This window comes from Bradyrhizobium sp. PUT101, assembly GCF_052043945.1.
Classification (GTDB): domain Bacteria; phylum Pseudomonadota; class Alphaproteobacteria; order Rhizobiales; family Xanthobacteraceae; genus Bradyrhizobium.
On the sequence record NZ_CP197207.1, the window covers coordinates 6873500 to 6900160 of the forward strand.

A 26661-nucleotide genomic window follows, 5' to 3' on the forward strand; every position below is an offset into this window, starting at 1 on the left:
ACGTGCTGCAAATGTCCGGCGTCGACGCCGTGGAGGAACGAACGCACTCAGCTCCGCTTTGTGGTCCGGACGGGTGCAAGCGATCTCGAAGCATGCCGAGGCGGGGCATGCGGGTGAAAGGGGACGGGTTTGAGGCACAGACTGGGAACGGCCGAGCAAAGTCGGCGCCATGGTCCTCAGATCGTCGATCATGGGGTCTCGTTCAACCTATGGGCGCCCACGGCCCGATCGGTCGAACTGCTCGAAGTCGGCCAGCCGCCCCGCGGGATGCCGCGCGATGACGATGGCTGGTATCAGCTGCTGAGCCAAACCGCGCGGGCCGGCACGCGCTATCAGTTCAGGATCAACGAAGACCTCGTCGTTCCTGATCCCGCCTCGCTCTTCCAGCCGGACGACGTCGGCGCGCCAAGCGAGGTGATCGATACCGCCGCACTGAGGGACCCGGTTCTCTATCCGGGCCGTCCCTGGGCGGAGGCGGTGATCTACGAGCTGCATGTCGGCACCTTCAGCGAGGAGGGCACCTATGCCGGCGTCGAGAAGAGGCTGCGTTATCTTCGCGATCTCGGCATCACCGCCATCGAGCTGATGCCGCTCAACGACGTCCCCGGCCGGCACAATTGGGGCTATGACGGCGTGCTCCTGAACGCGCCGAATGCCCGCTATGGCCGGCCGGAGGATCTCAAGCGTCTGCTGAAGGCCGCGCACGCTCTCGAAATCATGGTCTATCTCGATGTCGTCTACAATCATTTCGGGCCGCAGCTGAACTATCTGCACCTCTATGCGGAAAATTTCTTCACCGCGCGCCACACCACAGGCTGGGGGCCTGCCGTCAACCTCGAAGGTCACGACGGTGCGTTCGTGCGCGGGTTCCTGATCGAGAATGCCCTGATGTGGCTGCGCGACTATGGGTTCGACGGTCTGCGGTTCGACGCGGTCCACGCGCTGAAGGACGATTCCGACCGGCATTTCCTGATCGAACTAGCCGAGACCGTGCGCAGTCAGCTGGTGGGCCGGCACGTCCATCTGATGCTGGAGAACGAGGCCAATCAGGCGCACCTGCTCGCGCGTTCGCAGGGACGCGCGAGCTACTACGACGCGCAGTGGGGCGACGATTTTCACAACGCGCTCCACGTGCTGCTCACGGGCGAGGGCGAAGGCTATTACCGGGCGTTCGCAGACAAGCCGCTCGAACATCTCGCGCGATCCCTGACCGAAGGCTTTGCCTATCAGGGCGAAGTCTTTCCTCTGCACCAGGAGCCGCGCGGCGAGCCGAGCGCCCATCTGCCGCCCGAAGCGACCATCTTCTTCGCCCAGAACCACGACCAGGTCGGCAACCGCGCATTCGGGGAGCGGCTTTCCCGATTGGTCGGCTCGGAAAAGCTGGAGCTCGCCCTGGCGCTGGTTCTGCTGAGCCCGCACATTCCGATGCTGTTCATGGGTGAGGAAGCCGCCGCCGACACGCCCTTCCTGTTCTTTGCAGACTGGACGGGCGAAGCGGCCGAGCTGACACGGGACGGCCGCCGCAGGGAGTTTTCGCACTTCAAGGCTTTCGCAACCCCTGAAACGCGCGCCAGAATTCCGGACCCGTGCGACGAAAGAACCTTCCTGGCCTCCAAGCTGGATTGGACGAGCATCGATCAATCTCCTGCCGGCGCGAGGTTTCGAGAGCTGACAGCGCAGTTGCTGGCGATACGGCGTGAGAAGATCGTGCCGCTCGTCAAACGGGGTTTCGTTTCGGCGCAGCGACAATTATTGGGCGCGGATCCCCGCACGGGCGGCGCGGATGTGCGCTGGCAGACGGAGAGGGGCGACGTTCTGCAGATCGTCGCCAACTTCGCCGGCCACTCACTTCCCATGCCGCCGCTGGTCGAGGGCGAAAGCCTGTGGCGACTGCACCCCCATGCCGCCGAGGCACTTGTGCCCGGCGACATGATCGTGAGGCTTCGCCAGAAGGGCTGATCGCGGGACGAGGTCCGTGTCCTCTCGCTACCTGCCAGCACTGCTCGCGACGACCGATGACGGTGAGGTCGCGAACTTGCCGAGCGCAAGATAGACGAGGCCCGAAACTCCGATCCCGAACAGCCAGCTCAGATCGGCACCGCCGAGTAGATTGATCGAGATCGGCCCCTGCAGCGCACTGACCAGGCCGTCCTGCACCAGCCAGCCGGCGACGAGGCCGGCGAAGAACGCGATCATGCCGGCCCAATTGATGTCGCCATAGGCGCTGGTCTCCGGCGACCGGTAGAGCTCGGCGACGTCGATCCTGCCCTTGCGCTTGATGAAGAAGTCGGCGAGCACCACCCCGGCCCACGGGCTCATCCAAAGCAAGAGGCCGATCATCCAGTTGTCGAACGCCTTCGCAAAGGACGGCGCGAAGATGAAATACAAGGTGACCAGATAGCCGGCGATGCCGACGATGACGGTGAGCCAGAAGCGCGAGAATTTCAGCCCCGCGCTCAGCGCCGCCAGCGTCGCCGAATAGACGTTGAGGATGTTGGTGGCGATCGGGCCGTGCAGCACCATCAGGAGGACGAGGATGCTGACGGGACCGCCGAACACCGCGCTGACCATCTTGGCGGGGTCCGTGTCCAGCGTCGTCGAGGCGATCGTCGCGCCGAGAATGCCGAGCCAGACCGTCGGCACGAACATGCCGACATAGCTGTACCAGAACACGGATTTCGACGGCACGCTTCTCGGCACGAAGCGCGAATAGTCGGAGGCCCAGGTCACCCAGGAGATGCCCCAGCCGACGCCGATCGCGGTCGTCAGCAGCGTCAGCATCGCAAGATGCGCGCCGGGCGGCAGCGAGGTCGTGAGGTTCCAGTTGACGACGCCGGGCTGCGTCCAGGCCAGCACGCTCATCAGCACCATGATGGCGATGGTCGGCGGCACCGTGTATTTCTCGAAGGTGCGGATCGCATAGAAGCCGTAGATCCCGATCAGCACCTGCACCGCCATCACCAGCGTGATGACGACGAGCTGGACCAGCCATGTGTCGGGAATGCCGAACTGGCCGAGGATGCCCATCGAGACCTTCACCGGGAAGTAGGTGTTCACGCCGATCCAGCCCAGCGTCATCAGGAACATCAGGATGCTCGGCAGATAGGCGCCGCGCACGCCGAACGCGGACCGGCTCAGCACCATCTGGTTGACGCCGGTCTTGTGCCCCATCACCGTGAAGGTCGCGAAGATCGCGCAGCCGACGATGTTGCCGAGCACGATGACCGCGATGGTCTCCATCAGCCCGAGCTTGAGAATGATGCCGAGCGCGCCGAGCGCCCAGTTGACCGGCGCGATGTTGGCGCCGGCCCAGATCCACATCTGTTGCGGCCCGGTGGAGTCCCGGTCCGCGTCGGGAATTGGCTCGATGCTGTGAATATCAGCGCGAAGTTCGGAATCCGTCATGACATCCCCCAATACGAAGCACGCTTCGCATCATCGCAGCATAAATCGTGCCATGGAATTGCGGAGCGGCCCGGCACGCGGGCGTCGACGCCGGCGGCTACGCGCGTCGCGCCGGATGCGACTGCGTTTTCAAGCGCTGGCCGATCTTGCGCGTGAGTACGCTGCGGCACGTCTGGCGCGCCGGTGAGAGGCGGGCGATGTTGCTCGGCCAGGCAGCGGTACGATGATAAATTGAGCAGCCCAACTCAAAAGCGCAGCAGTGGCTCCTAATCGAATAGGGCAGCGGCGCTGTCGCGACTGGGGTGGCCGGCCACGATGCGCTGCATCATCTCGATGAAGAGCGCCTGTTCCCGCTGGCTCAGATCGCCGAGCGTCGCACGATGCGCCCGTCGCGCCGCGCCCTCGATCTTGACCAGCAGCGCGGCTCCGGCCGGTGTCAGCCGGCACAGCCGGGCCCGGCGATCGTCCTTGTTCACCGCGCGCTCGACCAGGTTTCGGGCGGCGAGCCGCTTCAGGGCGCCGGTCGTCGTGGTGCGATCGAGTGCGATATCGGCCGCCAAAGTGGTCTGATCGGCGGTTCCGCGCACCGCCAGCGCCGAGAGCAGGCTGTATTGCAGCGGCGTGACCTCGAATTCGCCGCAGGCTTCCTGAAACAGCGCGACGTGAATCTGATGCAGCCGGCGGATCAGATAGCCGGGCCGTTCCGACAAGGGCCAGGGGCGGTGCCTCGTCCCGCCGCGACGTGTCTTCGCCTGCCGCAATGCACACTCTCCCAAGCCGAAACCCTGCCGCGCTTAGCTCGATTCGAGTGCGCCTGCCACATCAGGATCATGGCACGATGCTTGCTTTTGTCAAAATGCGAAGCATGCTTCGTAATTCGGGCGAAGCCGTCGCCCGTGCAAGAAGAGGAGAGCATCATGTCCGTCACTGCCAGCTTCGACCTTCTGCTGCGAGGCGGTCGCGTGATCTGTCCGGCCTCCGGGATCGATGGCATCAAGGATGTCGCGATCCGCAACGGCAAGATTGCAGCGGTTGCGTCCGACATTCTGCCGACCAGCGCCAGGGCGGTCGTCGACGTCAGCGGCAAGCTGGTGCTGCCCGGGCTGATCGACACTCACGCCCATGTCTATCAATATGTCTCCGGCCGCTTCGGCATGAACCCCGACATGGTCGGCGTGCAGTCGGGCGTGACGACGCTGGTCGACCAGGGCGGTCCGTCCTGCATGACGCTGCCGGGCTTTCGCCATTTCATTGCCGAGCCCGCGGCCTCGCGCGTCTATGCCTTTCTGTCTGCCTATCTCGTCGGCGGCCTCGAGGGGCATTTCTATCCGCAGCTCTACAGCCCCGACGGCGTCGACATCGACGCGACCGTCAAGGCGGCGACCGCCAATCTCGACATCGTGCGCGGCATCAAGGCCCATGCCGAGATCGGCGGCTTCGCGCGCTGGGGCATTCGCGTCATCGAGATGGCGGCGGAGATCGGCAAGCGCGCCGATCTGCCGGTCTATGTGCATTTCGGCCAGCTCTGGGGCCTGCCCGAGAGCGGCGCCAATGGCGAGGATGCCGACACCATCCTCACCCGCGTCATTCCGCTCTTGCGCGAGGGCGACATTCTCGCCCATCCCTTCACGCGCCATCCCGGCGGCTTCGTCAATCGCGAGGGCGAGGTGCATCCGGTGATCCGGGCTGCGCTCGACCGCGGCCTGAAGGTCGATGTCGGTCACGGCAGCCATTTCTCCTATCGGCTCGCAAAGAAGGCGATCGCCGCCGGCATTATTCCGACCACGCTCGGCGCCGACATCCATGGCTACAACACCCACGTGCCCGCGCCGGCCGGGACGCCCGACCAGCATGAGGACGACGAGAACCATCCGTTCGCGGGCCAGGCCAAGTTCAGCCTGGTCCAGGCGATGAGCTCGATGATGGCGCTCGGCCTGTCGCTGGAGCAGGTGGTGCCGATGGTCACCTCCAATGCCGCCAAAATACTCGGCCGCAGCGGGGAGATCGGCGCGCTCAAGGTCGGCATGGATGCCGACGTCTCCGTGCTCTCGGAGCAGAACGGCCGCTTCGTCCTCAAGGACAATGAGAAGAACGAGGTGATCGCCGAGCGCCTGCTGCAGCCGGCCTTCTGCCTGCGCGCCGGCACGCGCTTCGACGCGGTTGCGCCGATCCTGCCGCAAGCTGTCGCGGCATAAGGGCGGGCGGTGAAGGAGAACGCCGGCGTGCGCAACGAGCGAGAATTTCCTTCTGGGAAGTCCGGGCAGGGCGTGGGCGCACGGCTGCCTCGGAAGGAGGACGATCGCCTGATGCGCGGCCGCGGCCAGTATGTCGGCGACATCAGGCTCGCGGGCCTTCAGGATGTCGCCTTCGTGCGCAGCCCGCTGGCGCATGCCCGCATCCGCGGGATTCATGTGCCTGATCGCTATCGCGGCAGCGTGTACACGGCGGCCGATCTCGCCGGCATCAAGCCCATCCGCGCGGTCTCGGGGCTTCCCGGCTTCAAGATTTCCGAGCAGCCGGTGCTCGCCACCGGCAAGGTCCGGCAGGTCGGCGAACTCGTCGCGATGTGCCTTGCGCCGACACGTGCCGAAGCGGAGGACATCGCGGCCTCCGTGACGTTGGATCTCGAAGAGTTGCCCGCGGTCTACGACATGCTGAAAGCGCGCGAGCCCGGCTCGGCGCTGGTGCACGAGCATTGGGGCGACAATGTCTTCCTCGAAACCAACTACGAGGTCGACATCTCAGCCGCGCTGGATGCGCCGATCAAGGTGACGCGCGAGATCTCGACCGCGCGGCAGTGCATGTCGCCGCTGGAAGGCCGCGGCGTCGTCGCGACGTTCGATCCGAGACTCGACCAGCTGACGCTGCACTCCGCGGCGCAGATGCCGCACATCACGCGCAGCGGCCTTGCCGAATGTCTCGGCATGGAGGAGGGCCGGATCCGCGTCATCTCGCCCGATGTCGGCGGCGGTTTCGGTCACAAGGGCATTTTGCTGCCCGAAGAGGTCTGCCTGTCCTGGCTGACGATGCGCTGCGGCCACCCGGTGCGCTGGCTCGAGGATCGCCGCGAGCATCTGGTCGCCAGCTCCAATTGCCGCGAGCACCATTACAGGATCACGGTCTATGCTGACAGCGACGGCACGCTGCGCGGCATCGATTGCGAGGCGACGGTGGATTCCGGCGCCTATTCGTCCTATCCGTTCTCGGCCTGCCTCGAAGCCGCGCAGGTCGCGAGCATCCTGCCGGGTCCTTACAAGATGCCGGCCTATCGCTGCCGCACCTTCTCGGTCGCCACCAACAAATGTCCGATCCTGCCCTATCGCGGCGTGGCGCGCACCGGCGTCTGCTTCGCGCTGGAATTGATGCTCGATCTCGTGGCGGCGGAGGCCGGGCTCGAGCCCGGCGAGGTCCGGCTACGCAATCTGGTGCGGCCGGAGCAGATGCCGTTCGACAACATCACCAGGAAGCATTTTGACAGCGGCGACTATCCGGAAGCGATGCGCCGCGCGCTGGCACAGATCGATATCGATGCCATTCGTGGACGCCAGCGCAAGGGAGAAGCCGACGGCCGCCGCATCGGCGTCGGCGTCTCCATCTATTGTGAGCAGGCCGCCCACGGCACGTCGGTCTATTCCGGCTGGGGCATTCCGATGGTTCCGGGCCATGAGCAGGCCTCGGCCCGGCTGACGCCCGATGGCGGCCTCGAACTGCGCGTCGGCGTGCATTCGCACGGCCAGGGGATGGAGACCACGCTTGCCCAGGTCGCCCATGAGATTCTTGGGGTGGATGTCGCGAAGATCCGCATCATCCTCGGCGACACCGCGATGACGCCCTATTCGACCGGCACCTGGGGCTCGCGCTCGATGGTGATGGCGGGCGGCGCGGTGGCCACTGCCTGCCGCGAGCTCGGCGAACGCGCCCGGCGCATCGGCGCCAAGCTGTTGCAGCATGATCCTGCTTCGGTGGTCTTGCAGAACGGCGAGGTGCGCGGCGTCAATGGCAGCATCAGCCTGAAGGCGATCGCCCACACCTGGTACCGCCGCCCGCAGGATCTGCCGGCCGACGTCGATCCCGGCGGGCTGGAAGTGACGCAAGGCTACAAGCCGGTGCGCGACAGCGGCACCTTCAGTTACGCCGCGCATGCGGCGGTGGTCGCGGTCGATCCTGATCTCGGCGAGGTCGAGATCCTTGACTACGTGATCGTCGAAGACGGCGGCGTGCTGGTCAATCCGCTCGTCGTCGACGGCCAGATCTATGGCGGCCTCGCGCAAGGCATCGGCACCGCGCTCTACGAGGAAATGCCGTTCGACGCCTCCGGCCAGCCGCTGGCGACGACGCTCGCCGACTATCTGCTGCCCGGGCCGACCGAGGTTCCCGCCGCGCGCCTCGACCACATGGAGACGCCATCCCCTTATACGCAGTTCGGCGTGAAGGGCATCGGCGAGGGCGGGGCGATTGCGCCGCCAGCCGCGATCGCCAATGCCGTCAACGACGCGCTGCGCCCGCTCGGCGTCGAGCTGATGCAGTCGCCGATCACGCCCCACCGGATCGTCGCGGCCGTGCTGGCCGCCCGCGCGACCGAAAGGAGTGCGGCATGAAGCCGGCTCCCTTCGCCTATGAACGCCCACGCGATCTCACTGCAGCACTCTCGATGCTGGCAGCCAGCAGCGGCTCGGCAAAAATCATCGCCGGCGGCCAGTCGCTCGGGCCGATGCTCAATCTGCGGCTGGTGCAGCCGGAACTGATCGTGGATATTTCCGGCCTTGCCGAGCTCAAGCGCGCCGAGGTCTCCGACAGCGAGCTCGTGCTCGGCGCCCTGGTCACGCATGCCGATATCGAAGACGGCCGCACGGCTGACGTGACCCGCGGCGCGATGCGCGGCGTCGCGGCCAACATTGCCTATCGCGCCGTGCGCAACCGCGGCACGATCGGCGGTTCGCTCAGCCATGCCGATCCCGCCGCGGACTGGATTTCGGCACTTGCCGCCTTGGGTGCGCGGGTGACGTTGCGCAGTCTTGCCGGTGCACGCACGATGCCAGTCGAAACGTTCGTGGTTGGTGCCCTGGAATCTGCGCTGCATACGGGCGAGATCGTCGAGGCGGTGCACGTACCGGCGCGATCGGCATCGGCGCATTGGGGCTATGCCAAGAGCTGCCGCAAGACGGGCGAGTTCGCCCATGCCATCGGCGCGGTCCTGATCGATCCCGCCGCGGCCTCGGCGCGCATCGTGATCGGCGCGATCGACACGACTCCCCTGGTCATCACCGACGCCGCGGAGCTGTTCGGCGGCCGGATTGCAGCCGATTACAGGCAGCGCTTCGACGTCCGCGCTGCGGACGCTCTTTTGGCAAAGGCCGGCATCGATGATGCCGCGCAGCGCCATATCCATGTCAGCGTGTTGAAGCGCGCCGTCCAGGAGGCCGCGGCATGAGCACGATCGCGCTTCACGTCAATCGCCGCGCGGTGGAGCTGTCGGCCGAGCCGCGCACCAGCCTTGCCGATTTCGTTCGCGAAAAGCTCGACCTGACCGGCACGCATCTCGGCTGCGAGCACGGCGTCTGCGGCGCCTGCACCGTGCTGCTCGACGGTGTGCCGGCGCGCTCCTGCATCACCTATGCGGCGGCCTGCGAGGGCGCCGACGTCACCACGATCGAGGGCCTCGACGAGGACGAGGTCACGACCGAGCTGCGTGCCGCATTCACCCGCGAGCATGCCCTGCAATGCGGCTACTGCACGCCGGGGATGCTGGTCTCCGCCCGCGACCTCGTGCTGCGGCTGCCCGATGCCGACGAGCGGCGCATTCGCGTCGGTCTCAGCGGCAACCTCTGCCGCTGCACCGGCTATGTCGGCATCGTGCGCGCGGTGCAGTCCGTGATCGAGGCGAGGCGCGCGCGCAATGTCGCGCCGCTGGTCGACGGCGGCAGGACCGTCCTCGGTCCGGCTGGCTCGGGGCGAGCTGAATCCGGCCGATACGACCCGCAGCCTGCGCACACGGTGGCGGCTCCGGCGTCCGAGAGCGTCGCGCCTGGCACCATTCCCGATTTCACCCCGGCGACCATTCTCGACCAGCGCTTCACGCTGCCGCACGCACCGGCAAAGGTGTTCGCGATGTTCGATGATATCGCGGGCATTGCCGCCTGCCTTCCTGGCGTATCGCTGACATCGCCGCCGAAGCCGGAGCGCGTGGAGGGCGCGATCCGCGTGAAGCTCGGGCCGATCGCCGCGGCCTTCGAGGGTGCAGCGCGCGTCGAGCGCGATCCCGCGTCGCTCTCCGGGCGCATCGTCGGCATCGGCACCGACCACCGCAGCCATTCGGCAACGCAAGGCGAGATCCGTTATCGCCTGCTTCCGCTCGAAGGCGGTGCGGCGACCGCGGTCGAACTGTCGATCGGCTACACGCTCACGGGAATGCTGGCCCAGATCGGCCGTCCCGGCCTGGTGCGGGATCTCGCTCGGCGCCTGGTCGCGGAGTTCGCCGCCAATCTCGATCGCCACATGTCCGGCGTGCCGTCAGGGCCGGGGACGCCGGCGGAGCTGAGCTTCTGGTCGATTGCGTCGGACGTTTTGCGCGCACGGATCGCCTGCATCTTTGGCCGCCGGAGCGAGGCGGGGTGACGGTGTGCTCGTACACCGGAAGTGACGAAGCCTGGACTGCCTAGACATCAACAGCGTTGGATTGGAGAGACAACATGACACGAGCACTCGGACTGGTTCGGACAATCGCGCTGGCGACGGCCTTGTTCGGCGGCGCCGCGGGGGCGCAGACCATCAAGATCGGCGTCAACGAGCCGCTCACCGGCGCGTTCGCAGCCTCCGGCACTTACGTCGTCAACGGCGCCAAGATCGCCGCCGACGAGATCAACGCCAAGGGCGGCATCCTCGGCAAGAAGATCGAGCTGGTGATCGAGGACAACAAGAGCAACCCGACGGAAGCTGCCGCCGTCGCCGAAAAGCTCATCACCAGCGACAAGGTGCCGGTGCTGATGGGCGCCTGGGGCTCGAGCCTGACGCTCGCGGTGATGCCGAAGCTGATGGAATACGAGACCCCGATGGTGGTCGAGACCTCGTCCTCAGGCAAGATCACGACGACGGGCAATCCCTTCATCTTCCGCATCTCGCCGCCCTCGGCGGTGGAGGCCGCGGCGTTCAAGGGCATCGTCGACAAGCTCGCGCTGAAGAAGGTCGATTTCCTCGTCATCAACAACGACTGGGGCCGCGGCACCGCCGAGGATTTCAGCAAGATGATGAAGGAGAAGGGGATCAGCATCGGCCTAGTCGAGACCATGGACCAGGGCGCGCAGGACATGAGCGCCCAGCTCTCCAAGATCAAGAGCTCGGATTCCGAGACGGTCATCGTCACGACCGCGGTCGATCAGTTGACGCTGATCTTCAAGCAGGCGGCTGCGCTGGGCCTGAAGAAGCGCATCATCACCACCGGCGGCTCGCAGAATCCGGACCAGATCATCGCCCAGGCGGGAGCTGCCGCCAACGGCACCATGCATCTGACGACCTTCCTGCCCTGGTTCCCGGACAAGACGCCGAATCCGGAAGCGACCAATTACTTCATCACGGAATGGAAGAAGCGCGGCTTCGACTTCGCCGGCTGCACCGAGAGCTTCCGCGGCTATGACGGCATCCGCACCGCGGCGGCCGCGATCGAGAAGGCCGGCAAGGCCGAGCCTGCCGCGATCAAGGCCGCGCTCTGGGAGATCAACATCAAGGGGCTGAACGGCGACATCGTGTTCCGCAAGTCCGGTCCCCAGGGCAAGGAGAGCGGGCAGAGCCAGCCGAACGTCTATCTCATCGAGATCAACGACGGCAAGGTCGGGATGAAGACGCTTTAAAGCGCGATGAGATTAGGTTCGATGCAGCAACGAAGGAGGTGCGCTCCCTCGCCCGCTTGCGGGAGAGGGTGGGGAGAGGGTGTCTCCGCAATGGGATTGTCGCCAAGAGGAGAAAGCCCTCACCCGGCGCTCCGCCACAGCCGAGGCGTCGCCTCGGCGTTCCCCAAACGGCCGCCGAAGGCGGCCTACGCCTCTCCCGCAAGCGGGAGAGGTGAACGAGCCGCCACGGTCATCGATCCAACCTAAAGCCATTCCGCTTTAGCATCAGTCAATCCCGGGCGAGGGCGGCACGTTGCGGCCCTCGCCGCCATCCAGAACAGACGGGAACGGTCTTGAGCGAATTCCTCCAGCATCTGATCAACATGCTCGTGCTCGGCGGCACCTATGCGCTGCTGGGCATCGGGCTCACGTTGATCTTCGGCATCATGAACGTGGTGAACTTCACGCATGGCGTGCTCTACACGTTCGGGGCCTACATCATGTTCATCGTGGTGCAGCAGCTCGGGCTGAACTTCTTTCTCGCGCTGCCCGTGGCCGTGCTGGCCGGATGGCTGCTCGGGGCGGTCATCGAGCTGACATTGCTGCGACCGCTGCGCGGCTCAGACATCGACACCACGATGCTGGTCATGATCGGCGCCTGGATCGCGATGCAGTCGGGCACGCTGTGGATCTGGGGCGGCGTCGCCAAATCGGTGGCAACGCCGTTTCCGGAGGCGCCGCTGGTGCTCGGTCCGGTGTCGGTGTCCTGGCTGCGGCTGTTCGTTCTCGCCGCCGCGGCCCTCTTGATCCTCGTGACGTATCTCCTGATCAACAAGACCAGCCTCGGCCGCGCGATGCGGGCGACGTTCCAGGACCACGACACCGCCTCGCTGATGGGCGTCAATGTCGACATGATCTACACCTCGACTTTCGCGATCGGCTCCAGCCTGGCCGCCGCCGCGGGCGCCCTGCTCGGGCCGGTCTATGTGATCTTCCCGCAGATGGGCGATCTCGCCGCGGTGAAGGCCTTCGCCATCGTCATCCTCGGCGGCCTCGGCAACATCACGGGCGCCGTGATCGGCGGTTTCATCCTGGCGCTCGCCGAAGAGCTCGGCGCCGGTTACGTCTCGTCGGGCTACCGCGATGCCATGGGCTTCCTCATCATCATCGCGGTGCTGATCTTCCGGCCGACCGGCCTGTTCGCGCGTGCGGAGCGCGTCGGATGAGAGCGATCATCACCATTCTCGCCGTCGCGGTGCTTGTCTCGATCCCGCTCTGGCTGCGCGATCCCTATCTCCTGAATGCGCTGATCACGACCGGGATCTTCGTCATCGGTGCGATGAGCCTCAACCTGCTGCTCGGCTTCACCGGCCAGCTCAGCCTCGGTCACATCGCCTTCTTCGGCATCGGCGCCTATGTCAGTGCGCCGACCTCGCTCGGTTTCGATATCGGCCTGCCCGGAGGCGTGCGCCTTGTTCATGAACCCTGGCCGCCGATCGCGGGCTTCGTGCTGGCGATCGTCATTGCTGGTTTGTGCGGCTATTTCGTCGGGCTGCTCTCGTTCCGCGTCCGCGGCGCCTATTTCGTCATCGTCACGATCTCCTTTGCAGAGGTGGTCCGGCTGGTCGCGCTGAACTGGGTCGAGTTGACGCAGGGGCCGCTGGCGCTGACCAACATTCCCTCTATCGCGCTGCCTTTGCCAGGCTTTGGCGAGCTGACGCTGCGCACCAAGATGCAGAACTATTATCTCGTGCTGGTCGTCGCGCTCATCGCCTATCTCCTCATCGCGCGCCTCGTTCATTCGCATTTCGGCCGCGCGATGCGCGGGCTGATGGAGAACGAGACGCTGGCGGTCTCCGTCGGCATCGACGTGACCAGGACGCTGACAACCGCGGCGGTGATCTCGGCGGCGATCGCGGGTGCGGCCGGCAGCCTCTATGCGCACTACATCCGGATCATCGATCCCGAAGTGTTCGCCTTCATCAACACCGTCACCATGGTGATCATGGTGATCAGCGGCGGCAAGGGTTCGCTGGCTGGGCCCGTCGTCGGCGGCCTGATCTTCGGGCTGCTTCCGGTCGCGCTGCGGCCGGTCATGGCGCCGGAAGCGCAGTGGATCGCCTATGGTGGCGTGCTGATCGCCATCCTGTTCGTGGTCCCGCGTGGCATCGTGCCCTCGCTCGCGCAGCGATTTGGCCGGCGACGGAACGGGAGGACGGCGCTGCCGCCCGTCGCTCTGGCCGAGACCGCTGCCAAGGAGCCGGCGTGATGACGGCGCGCAGCATTGCCATGACGATCGATCAGGTGGCGGTCCGCTTTGGCGGCCTGGTCGCAATCTCCGACATGAGTTTCACGGTCGGGGAGGGCGAGATCGTCAGCCTCATCGGGCCGAACGGCGCCGGCAAGACCACCGCCTTCAACGTCATGACCGGCTTCCTGACGCCGAGCGCCGGCCGCGTGACCTATCGCAACGCTGCGCTCGCCGGTTTGAAGCCGCACCAGATCGCCGATCTCGGTCTGATCCGTACCTTCCAGCGCACCAGCGTATTCCCCAACGACACCGTCCACGACAATCTGCTGATCGGCCTGCACCGCCAGGGCCGGGTCCGGCTGCTCGACGCCATCCTCGGCCTGCCAGGCGCGCGCGCCTCGGAGCGCAGGCTGCGGCAGCGGGCGGGCGAACTGCTGGAATGGGTTGGGCTCGAACGCCGAGCGCACGATGCCGCGGGCTCACTGTCCTACGGCGAGCAGCGTCTCGTCGGTGTCGCGCTAGCGCTCGCGGCGGAACCATCGATGCTGCTGCTCGACGAGCCGGTGTCCGGCATGAACGCCTCGGAGACCCACCGCTTCGTCGAGCTGATCCGCAGCATCCGCGACCGCGGCATCACGATCCTCCTGGTCGAGCACGACATGCCAATGGTGATGACCGTTTCGGATCGCATCGTGGTGCTCAATTACGGCCGCATCATCGCGGAAGGGACCCCCGACGTGATCCGCAACGATCCGGCGGTGATCGAGGCCTATCTCGGACATGGAGCGGGACGTGCTTGAGATCCGCGAGATGGTTTGTGGCTATGACGGCGTCACCGCGCTGCGCGGCATCTCGCTGGACGTGAAGGCCGGCCAGCTGGTCGCGCTGATCGGTGCCAATGGCGCCGGCAAGAGCACGACGTTGCGCGCGATCTCCGGCCTCGTGCCGCCACGCTCGGGCCTGATGCGGTTTGAGGGCATCGACATCACCGGGGCGAGGCCCCCGCGCGTGCTGGCGAGCGGAATCGCGCATTGTCCGGAAGGGCGGCGCGTGTTTCCACACATGAGCGTCGAGGAGAATCTCGACATGGGGGCTTACCTCCGTCGTGGTTCGGGTGAGATTGCGGCCGACCGCGATCGAATCTACGCGGAATTTCCGCGGCTCGCCGAGCGGCGCCGGCAGGCGGCGGGGACGTTGTCCGGCGGTGAGCAGCAGATGCTTGCGATCGGGCGCGCGCTGATGTCGCGACCGCGGCTGATCATGTTCGACGAGCCATCGCTCGGGCTCGCGCCCAACATCGTCGAGCGCACCTTTGCCATCATCCGCGGCATCCGCGATGCCGGCACCACGGTGCTGCTGGTCGAGCAGAACGCCTTCGCCGCGCTCGAGATGTGCGACCATGCCTATCTGCTCGAGAACGGTCGTATCGTGCTGTCCGGAGCCGGCTCCGAGCTGATCGCGAACGAGCATGTGCGCAAGGCCTATCTCGGTGGGTGATGGGGCCGGGTGGACTCCGGTCTGCGGTCTCGACCGGCTGAAGGCTGAGACGATCGTTCGCGTCCATGTCGCAGGCCTCGATATGCTCGTGATCTGGAACGACGGCGATATCGTTGCGTGCGACCGCGCGTGCCCGCACGAACAGGCGGATCTCGGCCTTGGGCAGGTGAGAGCGGGGCGGCTGTATTGCCCGCGCCACGCGGCATCGTTCGATTTGCGCGACGGAGCGATCAACGTGGGATGGCCGAGCCCGCCGCTGCGGCTCTATCCGGTGCGAGTCACGGACGAGCGAATCTCGATCGAGGTGCAGCAGCGATGATCGGGGCGATGGTGCCACTATGCCCCTGTTTTGCCCGACAAGTCAAAGCAGTGGCGGCGTCGTTCTGCCCTCAAAAATTTGCGTTTGAAAACAACGGCATCTCTACTGTGCATGGGGTTGTTTTCGCAGTCTTTAGTCCAGCAGTCGCCGAGCGGCGTCCACGAGAATGCCGTCCGGCCGGCGCAGCGCCCCGAGGATGGTGAAATGGTCGGCGCCTTCGACCGCGATGAGCTTGCCCGGCGCTCCGGCTGCCGCGCGCTTCTCGTGGAAATCGATTGAATCGTTCACGAGGGCCGGCAGCTCGTTGCTTCCATAGGCGATGTCGAGCCGCTTCTGCGTTACGGGCAGGCGAAGCGGCGACAGCGTGGCGACTTCCTGATCCGTCAGCTTCAGCGCTTTGTTCAGCCCGGTATCGCGGATCGGCACGAGATCATAGACGCCTGATATCGCCAGCCCCGCGTGGACGCGCGGATGATCGAGCGCCATCGCAACGAGATGGGCGCCGGCGGACCAGCCCGACAGCACGACCGGCCCGGCGATGCCATAGGACGCGCCATGCGCGGCGAGCCAGTCGAGTGCGCGCGGGATTTCGCCGACGATATCGGTCAGCGACACCTCGGGCGCCAGCGAATAGCCGGGTATGGCAACCGACCAGCCATGCGCGGCGACGCCTTCGACCAGCATGGCGAACAATTCGCGCGAATTGCGCTGCCAATAGCCGCCGTGCAGGAACACCAGGCAGGGCGCATCCGGCCTGGCGGCGGGGTAGAGATCGATCTTGTTGTTGGCCCGCTCGCCATAGGGCAGGTCGAGGTGGGACTTCAGAGTGCCCCGCAGCCGGCTGGAGGCCTCGTTGCGCTCGGCGATCAGGGCCGCGCTGTTCTTGACCGCCGCGTTGTTGTCATAGGCAGCATCGCGTTCTGCCTGGGACAGCTCGGACCACCTGCCACGGGGGTCGGGCGCCCGAATTGTCGAATGAGCGTTCTCAGCCATGAAACTCTCCGTTGCGCCTGCGCCCCCGGGTGGCGCGCCTGTCCAACTTGGATCGGCGATTCCGTGCGTGGATGCAATCCGGCTTACCTCACTCGATGCATCCGGCATGCCAGCATCCTCCCGAGATGACGCACAGGCGCCATCCGCCGATATTGGATCGATCCGGACCGCGCGCTCGCGTGGTCCGGACCGATCGGCACCGTGCGTGCGGACCTAGCTGCAACTCAGCGGCAACGGTTGGCCCGGATGCAGCTCGTACCAGTCATAGCAATCCGGATAGGCGCCGTAGAATCCATATCCGGACCGGAAGCGGTCAAAGCGGTGAAACGCGTGCTGCCGCAGGCCGCCGATTGCGACATGATGGCCGAAGCCGAGGTGCTCGCCGCCGAATCGGGCTCCGCCGCCGAATCCGCCGGCATGTCCCATGCCGCCGAAATGCGCGCCGCCACCGAAGCCCATGTGGCCGCCGCCAAAGCCCATATGTCCGCCACCGAAGCCGCCGTGGCCACCGCCACCGCCGCCATGTGCCTCGGCTGTTCCGACCGCCAGCGCTGAGGCAAGCGCCGCTGTCGCCATGATCATCAATGCTCGTTTCATGAGAAACTCCTTTCGTGTCCGGATGCCCGGCCGCCGATGCCGTCGCCTCAGCGTCGTGCCGTCAGCAAATCCCGTCTTGAAGGGAAGGTAGGAAGGTCGTGCGGCAATCCCACTGAATTCGATTTCAGGAGCGGGGCGCTGCGCATCGGCGAGGTGATCTGCCGACGCGACCACCGGGCGGGGACGGGCTCAGTGTCAGGCCCGTCCCCATCGCTGAGCGGCGGCGGCCGAGCGAGCTGCCCGGCCGGCCGCGACGTCGTCGGGATCAGAAGCTGCCGGTGCCCGGCTCACAGGGAACGTTGTTGCCGGTCCACGGCGCCGTCGCAAACGCGCCGACACGCGGCGCTGGAACGCAGGCGCGGTCGACCTGATAGATCGGCCCGTCCGATGCAACCGGATCGGCTTGCATGGCGGATGGCCGGGCGCCGGAATGGCTTTCCCGCGCCATGACGGGTCCGCCGAGCATGGCGACTGCGATCAGTCCGGTCGACAAGAGCTTGAGAGTGGTCATTTGGCTTCTCCTTTGATGACAGCTGGCAGTCCAAGCCGGCCTGCGAAGGAGGTGCGGACGAGCGCGCGTCGACAAAATGCACGAATTGCTCACCCGCCTTCAACGGCCCGTGATCCCGTCCTTGCCGGCAAGCACGATCGTGCAAACTCGCAACGTTCCCGATGTCGGCGCGTAACGGCGGCCTCGCTGAGGACATATCTGCTGCAACGTCCTGCTGCATGGAGATGAGAGATGATCATCGCGACAGCACATTCGATCGCCTTCACACCGGCGCCAGCGGTGGCCGCGCTTCCGGGCTCCCTGACATGCAATTTAATGGAGCTTCATTCCCCGCAGAATTACTTCTCTTGCGAGAGCGCGGTGCGTCGCGTGCCGGTCCTGCCTCGCATGTTCGGCCCGGGCGGGCATTGAACATGTCGTCGCGGATCACCGAGCCCATGCTTCGCCGCCGGCCTCGAGGCCTCGCAGGACGTGGGACCAGCACAATGACGCGGATACTCCTGATCGAGGATGATGCCGAGACCGCCGACGCGATCGTCGCCGAACTCACCGAGCGCGGGTTCGAGGTGCGATGGGCGCCTGACGGAATAGGCGGTCTCGATCGGGCGCGCGAATCGTCTCCCGATGCCCTGATCGTCGATCGCATGCTGCCCGGAATGGACGGGTTGACCGTCATCGAGGCCCTGCGCAAGGACCAGGTCAGGACGCCCGTCCTGGTGCTGAGTGCGCTCGGCGCGGTCGACGACAGGGTGCGCGGGTTGCGCGTCGGCGGAGACGACTATCTCACCAAGCCGTTCGCGCTGATCGAGCTCGTCGCGCGAGTGGAGGCGTTGCTGCGGCGTCCGATCGACAGCCGCGAGACCACGTTGCGCGCCGGGCCGCTGGAACTCGACCTGATCGAGCGGACCGTTCGGCGAGGCGAGCGCGAGATCGATCTGCTGCCGCGCGAATTCCGTCTGCTCGAATACATGATGCGCCGGAGCGATCAGCTGCTCACCCGCGCGATGCTGCTCGAGGAGGTCTGGAACTACAAATTCGTCCCGGCGACCACCAATCTCATCGATGTGCACATGGGCCGCCTTCGTCACAAGGTCGACGGTCCCGGCGAGACGCCGCTCATCCACAACGTTCGCGGCTCCGGCTTCGTGCTGCGCGTTCGCTAAACAGGTCCGGCGGATCGATGCGCCAGATTCAGTTCATTCGCTCCAACACGTTCCTCTGGGCCGCTGCGATGGCGGCCATGCTGGCGTTGTTCGTCGTCGGGCTATTCGCCTTCATCTACTGGAAGATCGACGACTACCTGATCGTGCGATCCGACCGCATGATCGCAACGCAGCTCAACTTCATGGCCGAGCTGCCGCCCGGCCGCCTCATCGACGCGATTTCCGATCATCTCAAGCAGGATTCCAGGGGCGTGCAATATGCCGGGTTGTTCGATGCAGCGGGGACTCCGCTTGCCGGCAACATCGGGCGATTGCCATCACGGCTCGATCTCGGCGGGCCGGTCCAGAGCGTGCGGTTCGCACGGACCGGGCCGTCGGCGGTTCGCGATACCGTTGTCAAAGCCGCCGGCAGGCGGTTGGGCAACGGCCATATCCTGGTGATTGGGAGGAACGTCGACGAGACGCGCGAGATATCGAACGTCGTCGGGCAGGCGCTGCTGCTCGGTCTGCTGCCGGCATTCTGCCTCTGCCTGCTGGCCGGGGCCTGGCTGAGCGTTCGCGCCCAGAGGCGCGTGGAGCAGGTGAATCAGAGGGTTCAGCGCATCGTGGCCGGCGATCTCCGCGAGCGGCTCCCACAGACCAACGCCGACGATCCGTTCGCGCGGCTGGCCAGGATCGTCAACGGCATGCTCGATGAAATGGAGACCACGATCAACGCGCTGGCCGGTGTCGGCAACGATATCGCTCACGATCTCAGGACGCCGCTCACGCGAGTCCGCCTGGCGCTGGAGCGCGGCCGCTCGCACGCAGCCACGCTGGAGGACCTTCAGGACATCGTGGACAAGGCAATGGCCGGAATCGACCAATCGCTCGCAATCATCACCGCGCTGTTGCGCCTGGCCGAAATCGAGAGCAGCAGCCGGACGGCCGGTTTCGGCGACGTCGCGCTCGACGAGATCCTGCGACAGGTGTGCGACGTCTACGAACCCATCGTCGAAGACAAGGGTATCGAAATCGACGTCGAGATCGACGGCAAGGTGCAGGTGCGGGGTGATCGGGACCTGCTATTCGAGGCGGTTGCCAATCTCGTGGACAATGCCGTCAAATTCACCCCCGCGGGCGGAAGAGTGACGCTCGAGCTGGTGTCGGACGACAGGGCCGCGCTCGTGCGCGTGATCGATACCGGGCCCGGCATCGGCGAGGGGGAGCGCGAAGCGGTGCTGCGCCGATTCTATCGCTCCGACAAGATGCGCAACACGCCGGGAGTGGGACTTGGACTGAGCCTCGTCGCAGCCATCGTCAAGCTGCACGGCTTCTGCCTGACCATTTGCCCGGCACCCGGCGGACGGGTGGAGATCCTCGCCAGGACGGGCGCGACATCACGCGAAGCCGCGATTTCCGCACCGGCTCGTTCGCTTCACGCGAGCCTCGCGCCGATGTGACCACAGGTGCCATGTGCGACACGTGCGAAGCGGAAAGAGCAGCGAGATATCTGAAAGCGAATTCAGGCTAGTTAAGTCCAATTTACTGGCGCCGTCAGTCGGAGGCCTCTTACGCTCCGTTTGCGGTTCGAACGTGGGAGCAAAGGATGCGAACGCGACACGCGGGTTTGAGCAATATCGATACGGCCGTGCCGGGCAGGCGTACGGCGGCCGCTGTGTTCAATGCGTATTCGTCAGTCATCGGTCGATACGACCTGCTCGAACGCGAGCAGGAGCAGCAGCTTGCGCGTCGCTGGCAGGAGACGAGAGACGGCGATGCCGCGAACGCGCTCGTCACGAGCCACCTCCGGCTCGCCGCCAAGGTCGCGCGGAGCTACAGGGGATACGGCCTTCCGTTCGCCGATCTCATGGCCGAGGCCAATCTCGGGCTGGTGATTGCCGCGTCGCGGTTCAAGCCCGACCGAAATTCGCGATTTTCCACCTATGCGACGTGGTGGATCAAGGCCGCCATCCACGAATACATCCTGCGCTCCTGGTCGCTGGTCAAGATCGGAACGACGGCCGCTCAAAAGAAGCTGTTTTTCCGGCTTCGCGGCGAGATGAGAAAGGCCGGCCAAGGCGGGATGGCGCGGCTTACCCCTGATGCCGCCGAGGCGATCGCCACCAAGCTCGAAGTTTCGGCGCGCGACGTGATGGAGATGGATTGCCGCCTGCACGGCGACCTATCGCTGAATGCGCGGGTTGGCGGTGACGAGCAAGGTACCGAGTGGGAGGCCTTGCTTGTGGACGAGGCGAGCAACGCCGAGACCGTCCTTGCCGATCAGGATCAGATGGAATATCGGACCGATGCCTTGCGCATTGCGCTGAATGGCCTCACGTCGCGCGAGCGGCGCGTGCTGGAGGCAAGGCGGCTGGCGGAGCATCCCCCGACGCTCGATCAGCTCGCCCGCGAGCTTTCGATCTCCAGCGAGCGCGTCCGGCAGATCGAGATTCGCGCCTTTGCCAAGGTCAGGCGTGCCGCCATCCGTGCCACCCAGGAGCCAGCGGCGACCGCCCGCGGACAGGGGCGGCGCGTGGCGTCGTCTCTGTCGCCACCCACTTATCCCGACAGTATCTCGAGTGCGAGGCGTTCGCCGCGACGTGAGCGATCGAGAGGTAGCGATGCTGAACTCGTTCTCATTTGAACGGTCAAGCATCGTCGCCATCTGAACTGAAATTTCCCGCAACCTGCTGCAGGTAGTCGTCTCCATGGGAATTGTCCGCTTTGCGCTCCGGTTTCCGCACACATTCTATGTGCTCGCGGCGCTGATCCTGTTTCTGGGCGGCATCTCGGTCTGGTCGATGCCGACGGACATCTTTCCCGAGATCCGCATTCCCGTCGTCACCGTCATCTGGAGCTATACCGGTCTCTCGACCCCGGAGATGGAGCAGCGCGTCTCCACGTATAGCCAGTATTCGATCAGTGCCAATGTCAGCGGCATCAAGAACATCGAAGCGCAGACGCTCAATGGCCTGTCGGTTCAAAAGATCTACTTCCAGCCGGACGTCAATCTGGATCTCGCGATCTCGCAGATCGTATCGGCAACGAACGCCATCCGCGCCCTGATGCCGCCGGGCATTCAGCCGCCCGTCATCGTTCAGTTCAATGCGTCGAGCGTACCGGTACTGCAGCTCAGCCTCGAGTCCAACAAATTGAACGAGGAGCAGCTTTACGATTTTGGCATTTACCGGATCCGGCAGCAACTGGCTCCCGTTCCAGGAGTGACGCTGCCGACGCCTGCGGGTGGCAAGTATCGCCAGATCATGGTCGACATCGACCCGAACAAGCTGTCGTCGCGCGGATTGACGCCGCTCGACATCGTCAATGCGGTGAATACCCAGAACCTGACGCTGCCGACCGGAACGGCGAAGATCGGCGATACCCAGTACACCGTGCGAACCAACGCGACGCCGGCCTCGATCAAGGATCTCAACATGATCCCGGTCAAGTTCGTGAACGGCGCGACGATCCTGCTGAAGGATGTCGCCCAGGTTCGGGACGGATCGCAGGTCCAGCAGAATATCGTGCGCGAGGATGGTCACCGTTCGGTTCTGCTCAGCGTGATCAAGAATGGCAACGCCTCGACGCTTGCCGTCGTCAACGGGGTCAAGCAGGCCTTGAAGTCGATTCGGGCGTCGGCGCCGGCCGGGCTGAAGATCAGCGAATTGTTCGACCAATCGGTCTTCGTCACCCACTCCGTCGACGGTGTGCTGCGCGAAGGAGCGATCGCGGCCGGTCTCACGGCGCTGATGATCCTGGCATTTCTGGGATCGTGGCGGTCGACGCTCGTGGTCCTGATCTCCATCCCGCTCGCGATGCTGTCCTCGCTCATCGTGCTCCATTTCCTCGGCGAGACCCTCAACACGATGACGCTGGGTGGGCTGGCGCTCGCAGTGGGCATTCTGGTCGACGATTCGACGGTGACGATCGAGAACACGCATCGGCTCTGGACTGAGGAGGGGATGCCGCTGTCGCAAGCGACGCTGCATGGCGCGGCCGAAATCGCCGTACCGACGCTCGTCTCCACGCTCGCCATCAGCTGCGTCTTCACCTCGGTCATATTCCTCGAAGGACCGGCCCGATACCTATTCACGCCGCTCGGCCTAGCGGTGGTGTTTGCCATGCTGGCGTCGTACGGGTTGTCGCGGACTCTCACGCCGATCACGATCGGTCTGCTGCTGAAGGGCGAGAGGCGCCATGGCGAGGGCGAGAGTTCGTCCGGCATGTTCTCGCGCGCGTCCGCCGCGTTCGAGCGCGGCTTCGAGCGCCTGCGCGACGGCTATTCCGAGCTCCTGACGACCCTGCTCCGGAGCCGCAGCATCGTGCCGATCGCTGCCGTGCTCGTGCTGGCGCTCGGGGCCGTCATGTTCGTCTACGTGGGTAGGGATTTCTATCCCCTGATCGACGGCGGTCAGATCCAGCTCCATGTTCGTGCGCCCGCCGGGACCCGGATCGAGCGCACCGAGGCCATCTTCCAGGCGGTCGAGGACAAGATCCGCGAAGTCATTCCGGACCGGGATCGTGGGCTGATCGTCGACAATATCGGTCTGCCGGCGCGTCCCTACAATCTGGCATTCACCGACGGTTCGACGATAGGAGTGAACGACGGCACGATCCTCGTATCGCTCAAGGACGGCCACAGGCCGACCGCGGATTACGTCAAGAAGCTGCGCCAGGTATTGCCGGCGGCATTCCCCGAGGACGTCTTCTATTTCCAGGCGGCGGATATCGTCACCCAGATCCTGAATTTCGGCCTGCCGGCGCAAATCGACGTCCGTACCGTCGGCTACGGCGCCAACAATCTGTCCGTGGCAAAGGAGCTGCAAAAGAACCTGGCGGCCATTCCGGGAGTCGTTGACGCGCATCTTCAACAGGAGGTCGACGCTCCCGCATTCTACGCCGACATCGACCGCACAAGGGCCGCACAGCTGGGGCTCAATGCCAGCACGGTGGCAACCAACATCAATGTCAGCCTCAGTTCGTCCGCCCAGGTCTCGCCGAATTTCTGGACCGATCCGACGTCGGGCATCCCCTATTATCTTGCCGTTCAGACGCCGGAGTACAGGGCCAACTCGCTCAACGCATTGGGAAACACGCCGGTGTCGGCCTCGTCGGCTGCGAGCGGGCAGACGGTGCCTGGCCTGCTCAGCAATGTCGCGACCTTCAAGCGGGGGACGGTGCCCACGAACTTGAACCAGGCGAACGTTCAGCCGGTGTTTGACGTCTATGCGAGCGTGCAGGGGCGCGATCTCGGCAGCGTCTCTGCCGATATCGACAAGGTCACGTCGACGCTTCAAAAGCAGCTCCAGCCGGGAAATTCGATTCAAGTCCTGGGGCAGATCCAGAGCATGCATCAATCGTTCCGCGACCTCGGGATCGGGCTGCTGTTTGCCGCCATCCTGGTCTATCTGCTGATGGTCGTGAATTACCAGAACTTCGGCGACCCTTTTGTCGTCATCATGGCGCTGCCTGCGACCTTCTGCGGTATCGTGACGATGCTGTTCATCACGGGGACGACGTTGAACGTACCTTCACTGATGGGCGCGATCATGGCGGTGGGCGTCGCATCGGCCAACTCCATCCTGCTCGTGACCTTCGCGCGTGACGCGCAACTGAATGGGCACACCGCGTTCGAGGCTGCGCTGAGCGCGGGCCGCACGCGAATTCGCCCCGTGCTGATGACGGCTGCCGCGATGATCGTGGGAATGATCCCGATGGCGATAGGAGGCCCGGGCGAGGAGCAGAACGCGGCGCTCGCCCGTGCCGTCATCGGCGGGCTGCTGTTCGCAACGCCGACGACATTGCTGATCGTGCCCTATCTCTTCGCCTGGCTACGCAAGCGCAACGACGGCAAGCCTCACCACGGCGTGTTCGAGGAGTCTCCGGAATGAGCGATGTTCGCGTGCGGACCAACAGCCACGACGTGAGCGAGCCGCCCGATGCGGAAAGCGGCCGCATCGTGGAGCTGCCAGGCAAGGACGCGCGACCGCGCCGCCGGTACGGCGGCGCATGGCTCGGCGGCGCCATGTTGCTGCTCCTTGCCGGCGGTCTCGGCGTGGGCGGCTGGCGACATTATCAGGCCGCACGCGATCTGGCTGTATCGGCAGAGCAGATCAGGACCGCCGTTCCGGAGGTTCGGGTGGCCACGGTCCGCGCCAGCGGCGAGTTCATGAAGGTCACCCTGCCGGCGACGACGACGGCATTCGAGGCGGCGAACATCTTCGCACGGGCCAGCGGCTACATCGAGAAGCGCTACGTCGACATCGGCGATCACGTGAAGCAGGGCGATCTGCTTGCGGAGATCACCGCGCCGGAACTCGACCAGCAGATCGCGCAGGCGCAGGCGACGCTCGCGCAGAACCAGGCTGCGTTGCAGCAGGCGCAGGCAAGTCGTGAGCTTGCCGACGTCACCAACACGCGGGACAGCAATCTGGTCAAGCAGGGCTGGTTGACGGCCCAGCAAGGCGACAACGACCGTCTCACGCTGCGCGCCCAGCAGGCGGCCGTGAGCGTCGCACAGTCGAACATCACGGCGCAGGAGGCGCAGATTCGTGTCCTTCAGCAGGAGAAGGCCTACCAGCGCGTGGTGGCACCGTTCGACGGTGTGATCACGCAACGCAACGTGGACAATGGCAGCCTCGTCCAGGCGGGATCGACCTTCATGTTCACGCTGATGCATTCAAACGTGATCCGAACGCAAGTCTTCGTGCCGCAGGACGAGGCCTTCGGCATCGCGCCGGGCGTCGAGGCCGAGATTCACGTTCCCGAGATCCCGGACCGGGTATTTCCAGGGAAGGTCACGCGCATCGCGAATGCGCTGCAGCCGGGAAGCCGAACGCTGCTGACCGAGATCGACGTGCCCAATCCCGATGGCGCCTTGAACCCCGGCATCTACTGCACGGTCGAACTGTCGATCCCGCGCAAGACGCCGTCGATGTCGATTCCGGCCGACGCGCTGGTCTTCGACCAGAACGGCCTTCATGTCGCAGTCGTGCGCAACGGCACCGTTCATTTGCAGAAGGTCTCGATCGCGCGAGATTTCGGCACGTCGGTGGAAGTGCGCGAAGGTGTGCGGCCCGGCGAGCAAGTCGTGCTCAATCCGGCGGTCAATCTGGTGGAGGGCAGCCACGTCTCCATTCGCAAGAATGAGGCGAGCCAGGGAGGGCAGACATGATCCGCATCGTTTGCGCGGCGTTCGCCGCCGTGCTGCTCGGCTGCTCTGCGAGCCAAGCCCAGGTCGCAACGACCGGCAGCACGGCGATGAGCCTGCCGACCGTACCGGGCGCGATCGTCACCTCACCGCTCAATAGCCCAGGTCCGTTCTCCGCAACGACCGTGCAGGGCGCGCCCGACACCACGCTGGCACCCGTTCCGCTCGCCTCGGATCCGACGACGCCAGGTACGGTCGTCGTCTGTGCGCCACCATCGACGTCTCCGATGTCTCCGACGTCGATGCCCACAATGCCGACCGCATCGAGCACGGGGTCGCCGACGACGGGCAATGTTGCTCCAATCATACCGCTCATGGGACAAAACGGGAGCTCGATCGGGACAATTTCCGCGGCCGCGCCGTCAGGGACAGGAGTGACGGTGGCGTGCAGCTCAACGCCGGGCGGGACTGTGGCGAGCGCTGCAAGTTTGCCGCTCTCGATCCCGCAAGTGCAGGCCGGGCCGCCGCCGGGTACGATCCCGGTCGCGATCAGCGGCGACGTCGGAACGGGCATCGATCCAAGTGCTGTGGTCGCGCCCAGCCCCAACACCTCGACCTGTGCGGAAAGCATGACGATGAATCTGGCATCTCCTGCGACAGTGCTGCCGGCCAACGCGTCAGGTGCGGCGCCGACGCCGGGAGTCTCGCCGATCTTGCCGCCGGGGTGCTGAAGGGGCAGCCGTGCAGCGCAACCGCCGCATCGCCATGTCGCGACCATCGCGACAGAAGGATGGATGCGTCACCCGAAACGGTCGTCGCCGCTCTGCCGGGCGGCGGCAATCATTCCTGATGTCGGCACCTCCATCGCCCGTGCAGCGGCGGTGACAGAGCGGACGACTCGAGAGTTGTCGATCGAACTGGAGGAATGACAGCATGAGGAGCTGCCATTCCTCTTTTCCGCGTAAGCCAA

General features: G+C 65.3%; 22 protein-coding genes. 17 read left to right on the plus strand and 5 right to left on the minus strand.

The genetic code is table 11. The annotated features are described in order from the left end of the window. Positions 1–129 precede the first annotated feature (129 nt). Complete coding sequence (gene treZ / locus ACSHT2_RS32735) at positions 130–1959, plus strand: malto-oligosyltrehalose trehalohydrolase (RefSeq protein WP_440639103.1); 1830 nt, start codon at positions 130–132, stop codon at positions 1957–1959. 27 nt (positions 1960–1986) lie between these two features. Here treZ and ACSHT2_RS32740 read toward each other — a convergent pair whose 3' ends face one another. Continuing rightward, positions 1987–3405, minus strand: a complete 1419-nt coding sequence (locus ACSHT2_RS32740) for a cytosine permease (protein ID WP_440639104.1) — start codon at positions 3403–3405, stop codon at positions 1987–1989. A gap of 266 nt (positions 3406–3671) precedes the next feature. Beyond that, positions 3672–4166, minus strand: coding sequence for a MarR family winged helix-turn-helix transcriptional regulator (locus tag ACSHT2_RS32745; RefSeq protein ID WP_440639105.1), 495 nt, complete (start codon positions 4164–4166; stop codon positions 3672–3674). Positions 4167–4322: 156 nt separating this feature from the next. On the opposite strand from ACSHT2_RS32745, the gene ACSHT2_RS32750 reads away from it, so the two are divergent. From ACSHT2_RS32750 to ACSHT2_RS32795, 10 genes are all read left to right on the plus strand, one after another. After that, positions 4323–5600: an amidohydrolase/deacetylase family metallohydrolase gene (locus tag ACSHT2_RS32750; RefSeq protein WP_440639106.1), complete on the plus strand. Its 1278-nt coding sequence runs from the start codon at positions 4323–4325 to the stop codon at positions 5598–5600. Between the two features lie 9 nt (positions 5601–5609). Further along, positions 5610–8003 (plus strand): xanthine dehydrogenase family protein molybdopterin-binding subunit, encoded by a 2394-nt coding sequence (locus ACSHT2_RS32755; protein ID WP_440639107.1) that lies wholly within the window; start codon positions 5610–5612, stop codon positions 8001–8003. Beyond that, positions 8000–8836, plus strand: coding sequence for an FAD binding domain-containing protein (locus tag ACSHT2_RS32760; RefSeq protein WP_440639108.1), 837 nt, complete (start codon positions 8000–8002; stop codon positions 8834–8836). Before ACSHT2_RS32755 ends, ACSHT2_RS32760 begins: the two co-directional genes overlap by 4 nt. After that, entirely contained in the window at positions 8833–10020 is a 1188-nt protein-coding gene (locus ACSHT2_RS32765; protein ID WP_440639109.1) for a xanthine dehydrogenase family Fe-S subunit, read from the plus strand. The genes ACSHT2_RS32760 and ACSHT2_RS32765 overlap by 4 nt, the downstream gene beginning before the upstream one ends. A gap of 74 nt (positions 10021–10094) precedes the next feature. Next, positions 10095–11249, plus strand: coding sequence for an ABC transporter substrate-binding protein (locus tag ACSHT2_RS32770; RefSeq protein WP_440639110.1), 1155 nt, complete (start codon positions 10095–10097; stop codon positions 11247–11249). 332 nt (positions 11250–11581) lie between these two features. Next, positions 11582–12454, plus strand: a complete 873-nt coding sequence (locus tag ACSHT2_RS32775; protein WP_199751317.1) for a branched-chain amino acid ABC transporter permease — start codon at positions 11582–11584, stop codon at positions 12452–12454. Continuing rightward, a complete protein-coding gene (locus ACSHT2_RS32780) occupies positions 12451–13497 on the plus strand; it encodes a branched-chain amino acid ABC transporter permease (protein ID WP_440639111.1) in 1047 nt (348 codons plus the stop codon). The genes ACSHT2_RS32775 and ACSHT2_RS32780 overlap by 4 nt, the downstream gene beginning before the upstream one ends. Next, on the plus strand, positions 13497–14279 hold the full coding sequence (locus tag ACSHT2_RS32785; protein WP_440639113.1) for an ABC transporter ATP-binding protein: 783 nt from the start codon (positions 13497–13499) through the stop codon (positions 14277–14279). Before ACSHT2_RS32780 ends, ACSHT2_RS32785 begins: the two co-directional genes overlap by 1 nt. Beyond that, a complete protein-coding gene (locus ACSHT2_RS32790; RefSeq protein WP_440639114.1) occupies positions 14272–14976 on the plus strand; it encodes an ABC transporter ATP-binding protein in 705 nt (234 codons plus the stop codon). Before ACSHT2_RS32785 ends, ACSHT2_RS32790 begins: the two co-directional genes overlap by 8 nt. Beyond that, positions 14948–15295 carry a Rieske (2Fe-2S) protein gene (locus ACSHT2_RS32795; RefSeq protein ID WP_440639115.1) on the plus strand — a complete coding sequence of 116 codons (348 nt, stop codon included), beginning with the start codon at positions 14948–14950 and terminating at the stop codon, positions 15293–15295. Before ACSHT2_RS32790 ends, ACSHT2_RS32795 begins: the two co-directional genes overlap by 29 nt. Before the next feature lie 132 nt (positions 15296–15427). Here the strand turns inward: ACSHT2_RS32795 and ACSHT2_RS32800 are convergent, their stop codons facing one another. The 3 genes from ACSHT2_RS32800 to ACSHT2_RS32810 form a co-directional block, all read right to left on the minus strand. Further along, positions 15428–16288 carry an alpha/beta hydrolase gene (locus ACSHT2_RS32800; RefSeq protein WP_440639116.1) on the minus strand — a complete coding sequence of 287 codons (861 nt, stop codon included), beginning with the start codon at positions 16286–16288 and terminating at the stop codon, positions 15428–15430. Positions 16289–16501: 213 nt separating this feature from the next. Continuing rightward, positions 16502–16885: a hypothetical protein gene (locus tag ACSHT2_RS32805; RefSeq protein ID WP_440639117.1), complete on the minus strand. Its 384-nt coding sequence runs from the start codon at positions 16883–16885 to the stop codon at positions 16502–16504. Positions 16886–17150: 265 nt separating this feature from the next. Next, the gene (locus ACSHT2_RS32810) at positions 17151–17396 is read right to left on the minus strand and encodes a hypothetical protein (RefSeq protein WP_440639118.1); all 246 of its coding nucleotides are present in this window, start codon (positions 17394–17396) and stop codon (positions 17151–17153) included. A gap of 485 nt (positions 17397–17881) precedes the next feature. Here ACSHT2_RS32810 and ACSHT2_RS32815 point away from each other — a divergent pair, with 485 nt between their 5' ends. The 6 genes from ACSHT2_RS32815 to ACSHT2_RS32840 all read left to right on the plus strand — a co-directional run bounded on the left by ACSHT2_RS32815 (position 17882) and on the right by ACSHT2_RS32840 (position 26422). Next, a complete protein-coding gene (locus tag ACSHT2_RS32815; protein WP_124158495.1) occupies positions 17882–18559 on the plus strand; it encodes a response regulator transcription factor in 678 nt (225 codons plus the stop codon). A 17-nt stretch (positions 18560–18576) separates the two neighbouring features. Beyond that, positions 18577–20001, plus strand: coding sequence for an ATP-binding protein (locus tag ACSHT2_RS32820; protein ID WP_440639119.1), 1425 nt, complete (start codon positions 18577–18579; stop codon positions 19999–20001). A 146-nt stretch (positions 20002–20147) separates the two neighbouring features. Next, the gene (gene rpoH, locus ACSHT2_RS32825) at positions 20148–21185 is read left to right on the plus strand and encodes an RNA polymerase sigma factor RpoH (RefSeq protein ID WP_440639120.1); all 1038 of its coding nucleotides are present in this window, start codon (positions 20148–20150) and stop codon (positions 21183–21185) included. A 64-nt stretch (positions 21186–21249) separates the two neighbouring features. Further along, positions 21250–24432 carry an efflux RND transporter permease subunit gene (locus ACSHT2_RS32830; RefSeq protein ID WP_440639122.1) on the plus strand — a complete coding sequence of 1061 codons (3183 nt, stop codon included), beginning with the start codon at positions 21250–21252 and terminating at the stop codon, positions 24430–24432. Beyond that, complete coding sequence (locus ACSHT2_RS32835) at positions 24429–25715, plus strand: efflux RND transporter periplasmic adaptor subunit (RefSeq protein ID WP_440639123.1); 1287 nt, start codon at positions 24429–24431, stop codon at positions 25713–25715. The genes ACSHT2_RS32830 and ACSHT2_RS32835 overlap by 4 nt, the downstream gene beginning before the upstream one ends. Then, the gene (locus ACSHT2_RS32840; RefSeq protein WP_440639125.1) at positions 25712–26422 is read left to right on the plus strand and encodes a hypothetical protein; all 711 of its coding nucleotides are present in this window, start codon (positions 25712–25714) and stop codon (positions 26420–26422) included. The genes ACSHT2_RS32835 and ACSHT2_RS32840 overlap by 4 nt, the downstream gene beginning before the upstream one ends. Positions 26423–26661 lie beyond the last annotated feature (239 nt).

Bases quoted from the DNA above. Each gene is read 5' to 3' on its own strand.
- ACSHT2_RS32740 (WP_440639104.1), bottom strand. From the start codon at position 3,405: ATGACGGATTCCGAACTTCGCGCTGATATTCACAGCATCGAGCCAATT.
- ACSHT2_RS32750 (WP_440639106.1), top strand. From the start codon at position 4,323: ATGTCCGTCACTGCCAGCTTCGACCTTCTGCTGCGAGGCGGTCGCGTG.
- ACSHT2_RS32760 (WP_440639108.1), top strand. From the start codon at position 8,000: ATGAAGCCGGCTCCCTTCGCCTATGAACGCCCACGCGATCTCACTGCA.
- ACSHT2_RS32765 (WP_440639109.1), top strand. From the start codon at position 8,833: ATGAGCACGATCGCGCTTCACGTCAATCGCCGCGCGGTGGAGCTGTCG.
- ACSHT2_RS32770 (WP_440639110.1), top strand. From the start codon at position 10,095: ATGACACGAGCACTCGGACTGGTTCGGACAATCGCGCTGGCGACGGCC.
- ACSHT2_RS32780 (WP_440639111.1), top strand. From the start codon at position 12,451: ATGAGAGCGATCATCACCATTCTCGCCGTCGCGGTGCTTGTCTCGATC.
- ACSHT2_RS32785 (WP_440639113.1), top strand. From the start codon at position 13,497: ATGACGGCGCGCAGCATTGCCATGACGATCGATCAGGTGGCGGTCCGC.
- ACSHT2_RS32795 (WP_440639115.1), top strand. From the start codon at position 14,948: ATGTGCGCAAGGCCTATCTCGGTGGGTGATGGGGCCGGGTGGACTCCG.
- ACSHT2_RS32800 (WP_440639116.1), bottom strand. From the start codon at position 16,288: ATGGCTGAGAACGCTCATTCGACAATTCGGGCGCCCGACCCCCGTGGC.
- ACSHT2_RS32805 (WP_440639117.1), bottom strand. From the start codon at position 16,885: ATGAAACGAGCATTGATGATCATGGCGACAGCGGCGCTTGCCTCAGCG.
- ACSHT2_RS32810 (WP_440639118.1), bottom strand. From the start codon at position 17,396: ATGACCACTCTCAAGCTCTTGTCGACCGGACTGATCGCAGTCGCCATG.
- ACSHT2_RS32815 (WP_124158495.1), top strand. From the start codon at position 17,882: ATGACGCGGATACTCCTGATCGAGGATGATGCCGAGACCGCCGACGCG.
- ACSHT2_RS32820 (WP_440639119.1), top strand. From the start codon at position 18,577: ATGCGCCAGATTCAGTTCATTCGCTCCAACACGTTCCTCTGGGCCGCT.
- rpoH (WP_440639120.1), top strand. From the start codon at position 20,148: ATGCGAACGCGACACGCGGGTTTGAGCAATATCGATACGGCCGTGCCG.
- ACSHT2_RS32830 (WP_440639122.1), top strand. From the start codon at position 21,250: ATGGGAATTGTCCGCTTTGCGCTCCGGTTTCCGCACACATTCTATGTG.
- ACSHT2_RS32835 (WP_440639123.1), top strand. From the start codon at position 24,429: ATGAGCGATGTTCGCGTGCGGACCAACAGCCACGACGTGAGCGAGCCG.
- ACSHT2_RS32840 (WP_440639125.1), top strand. From the start codon at position 25,712: ATGATCCGCATCGTTTGCGCGGCGTTCGCCGCCGTGCTGCTCGGCTGC.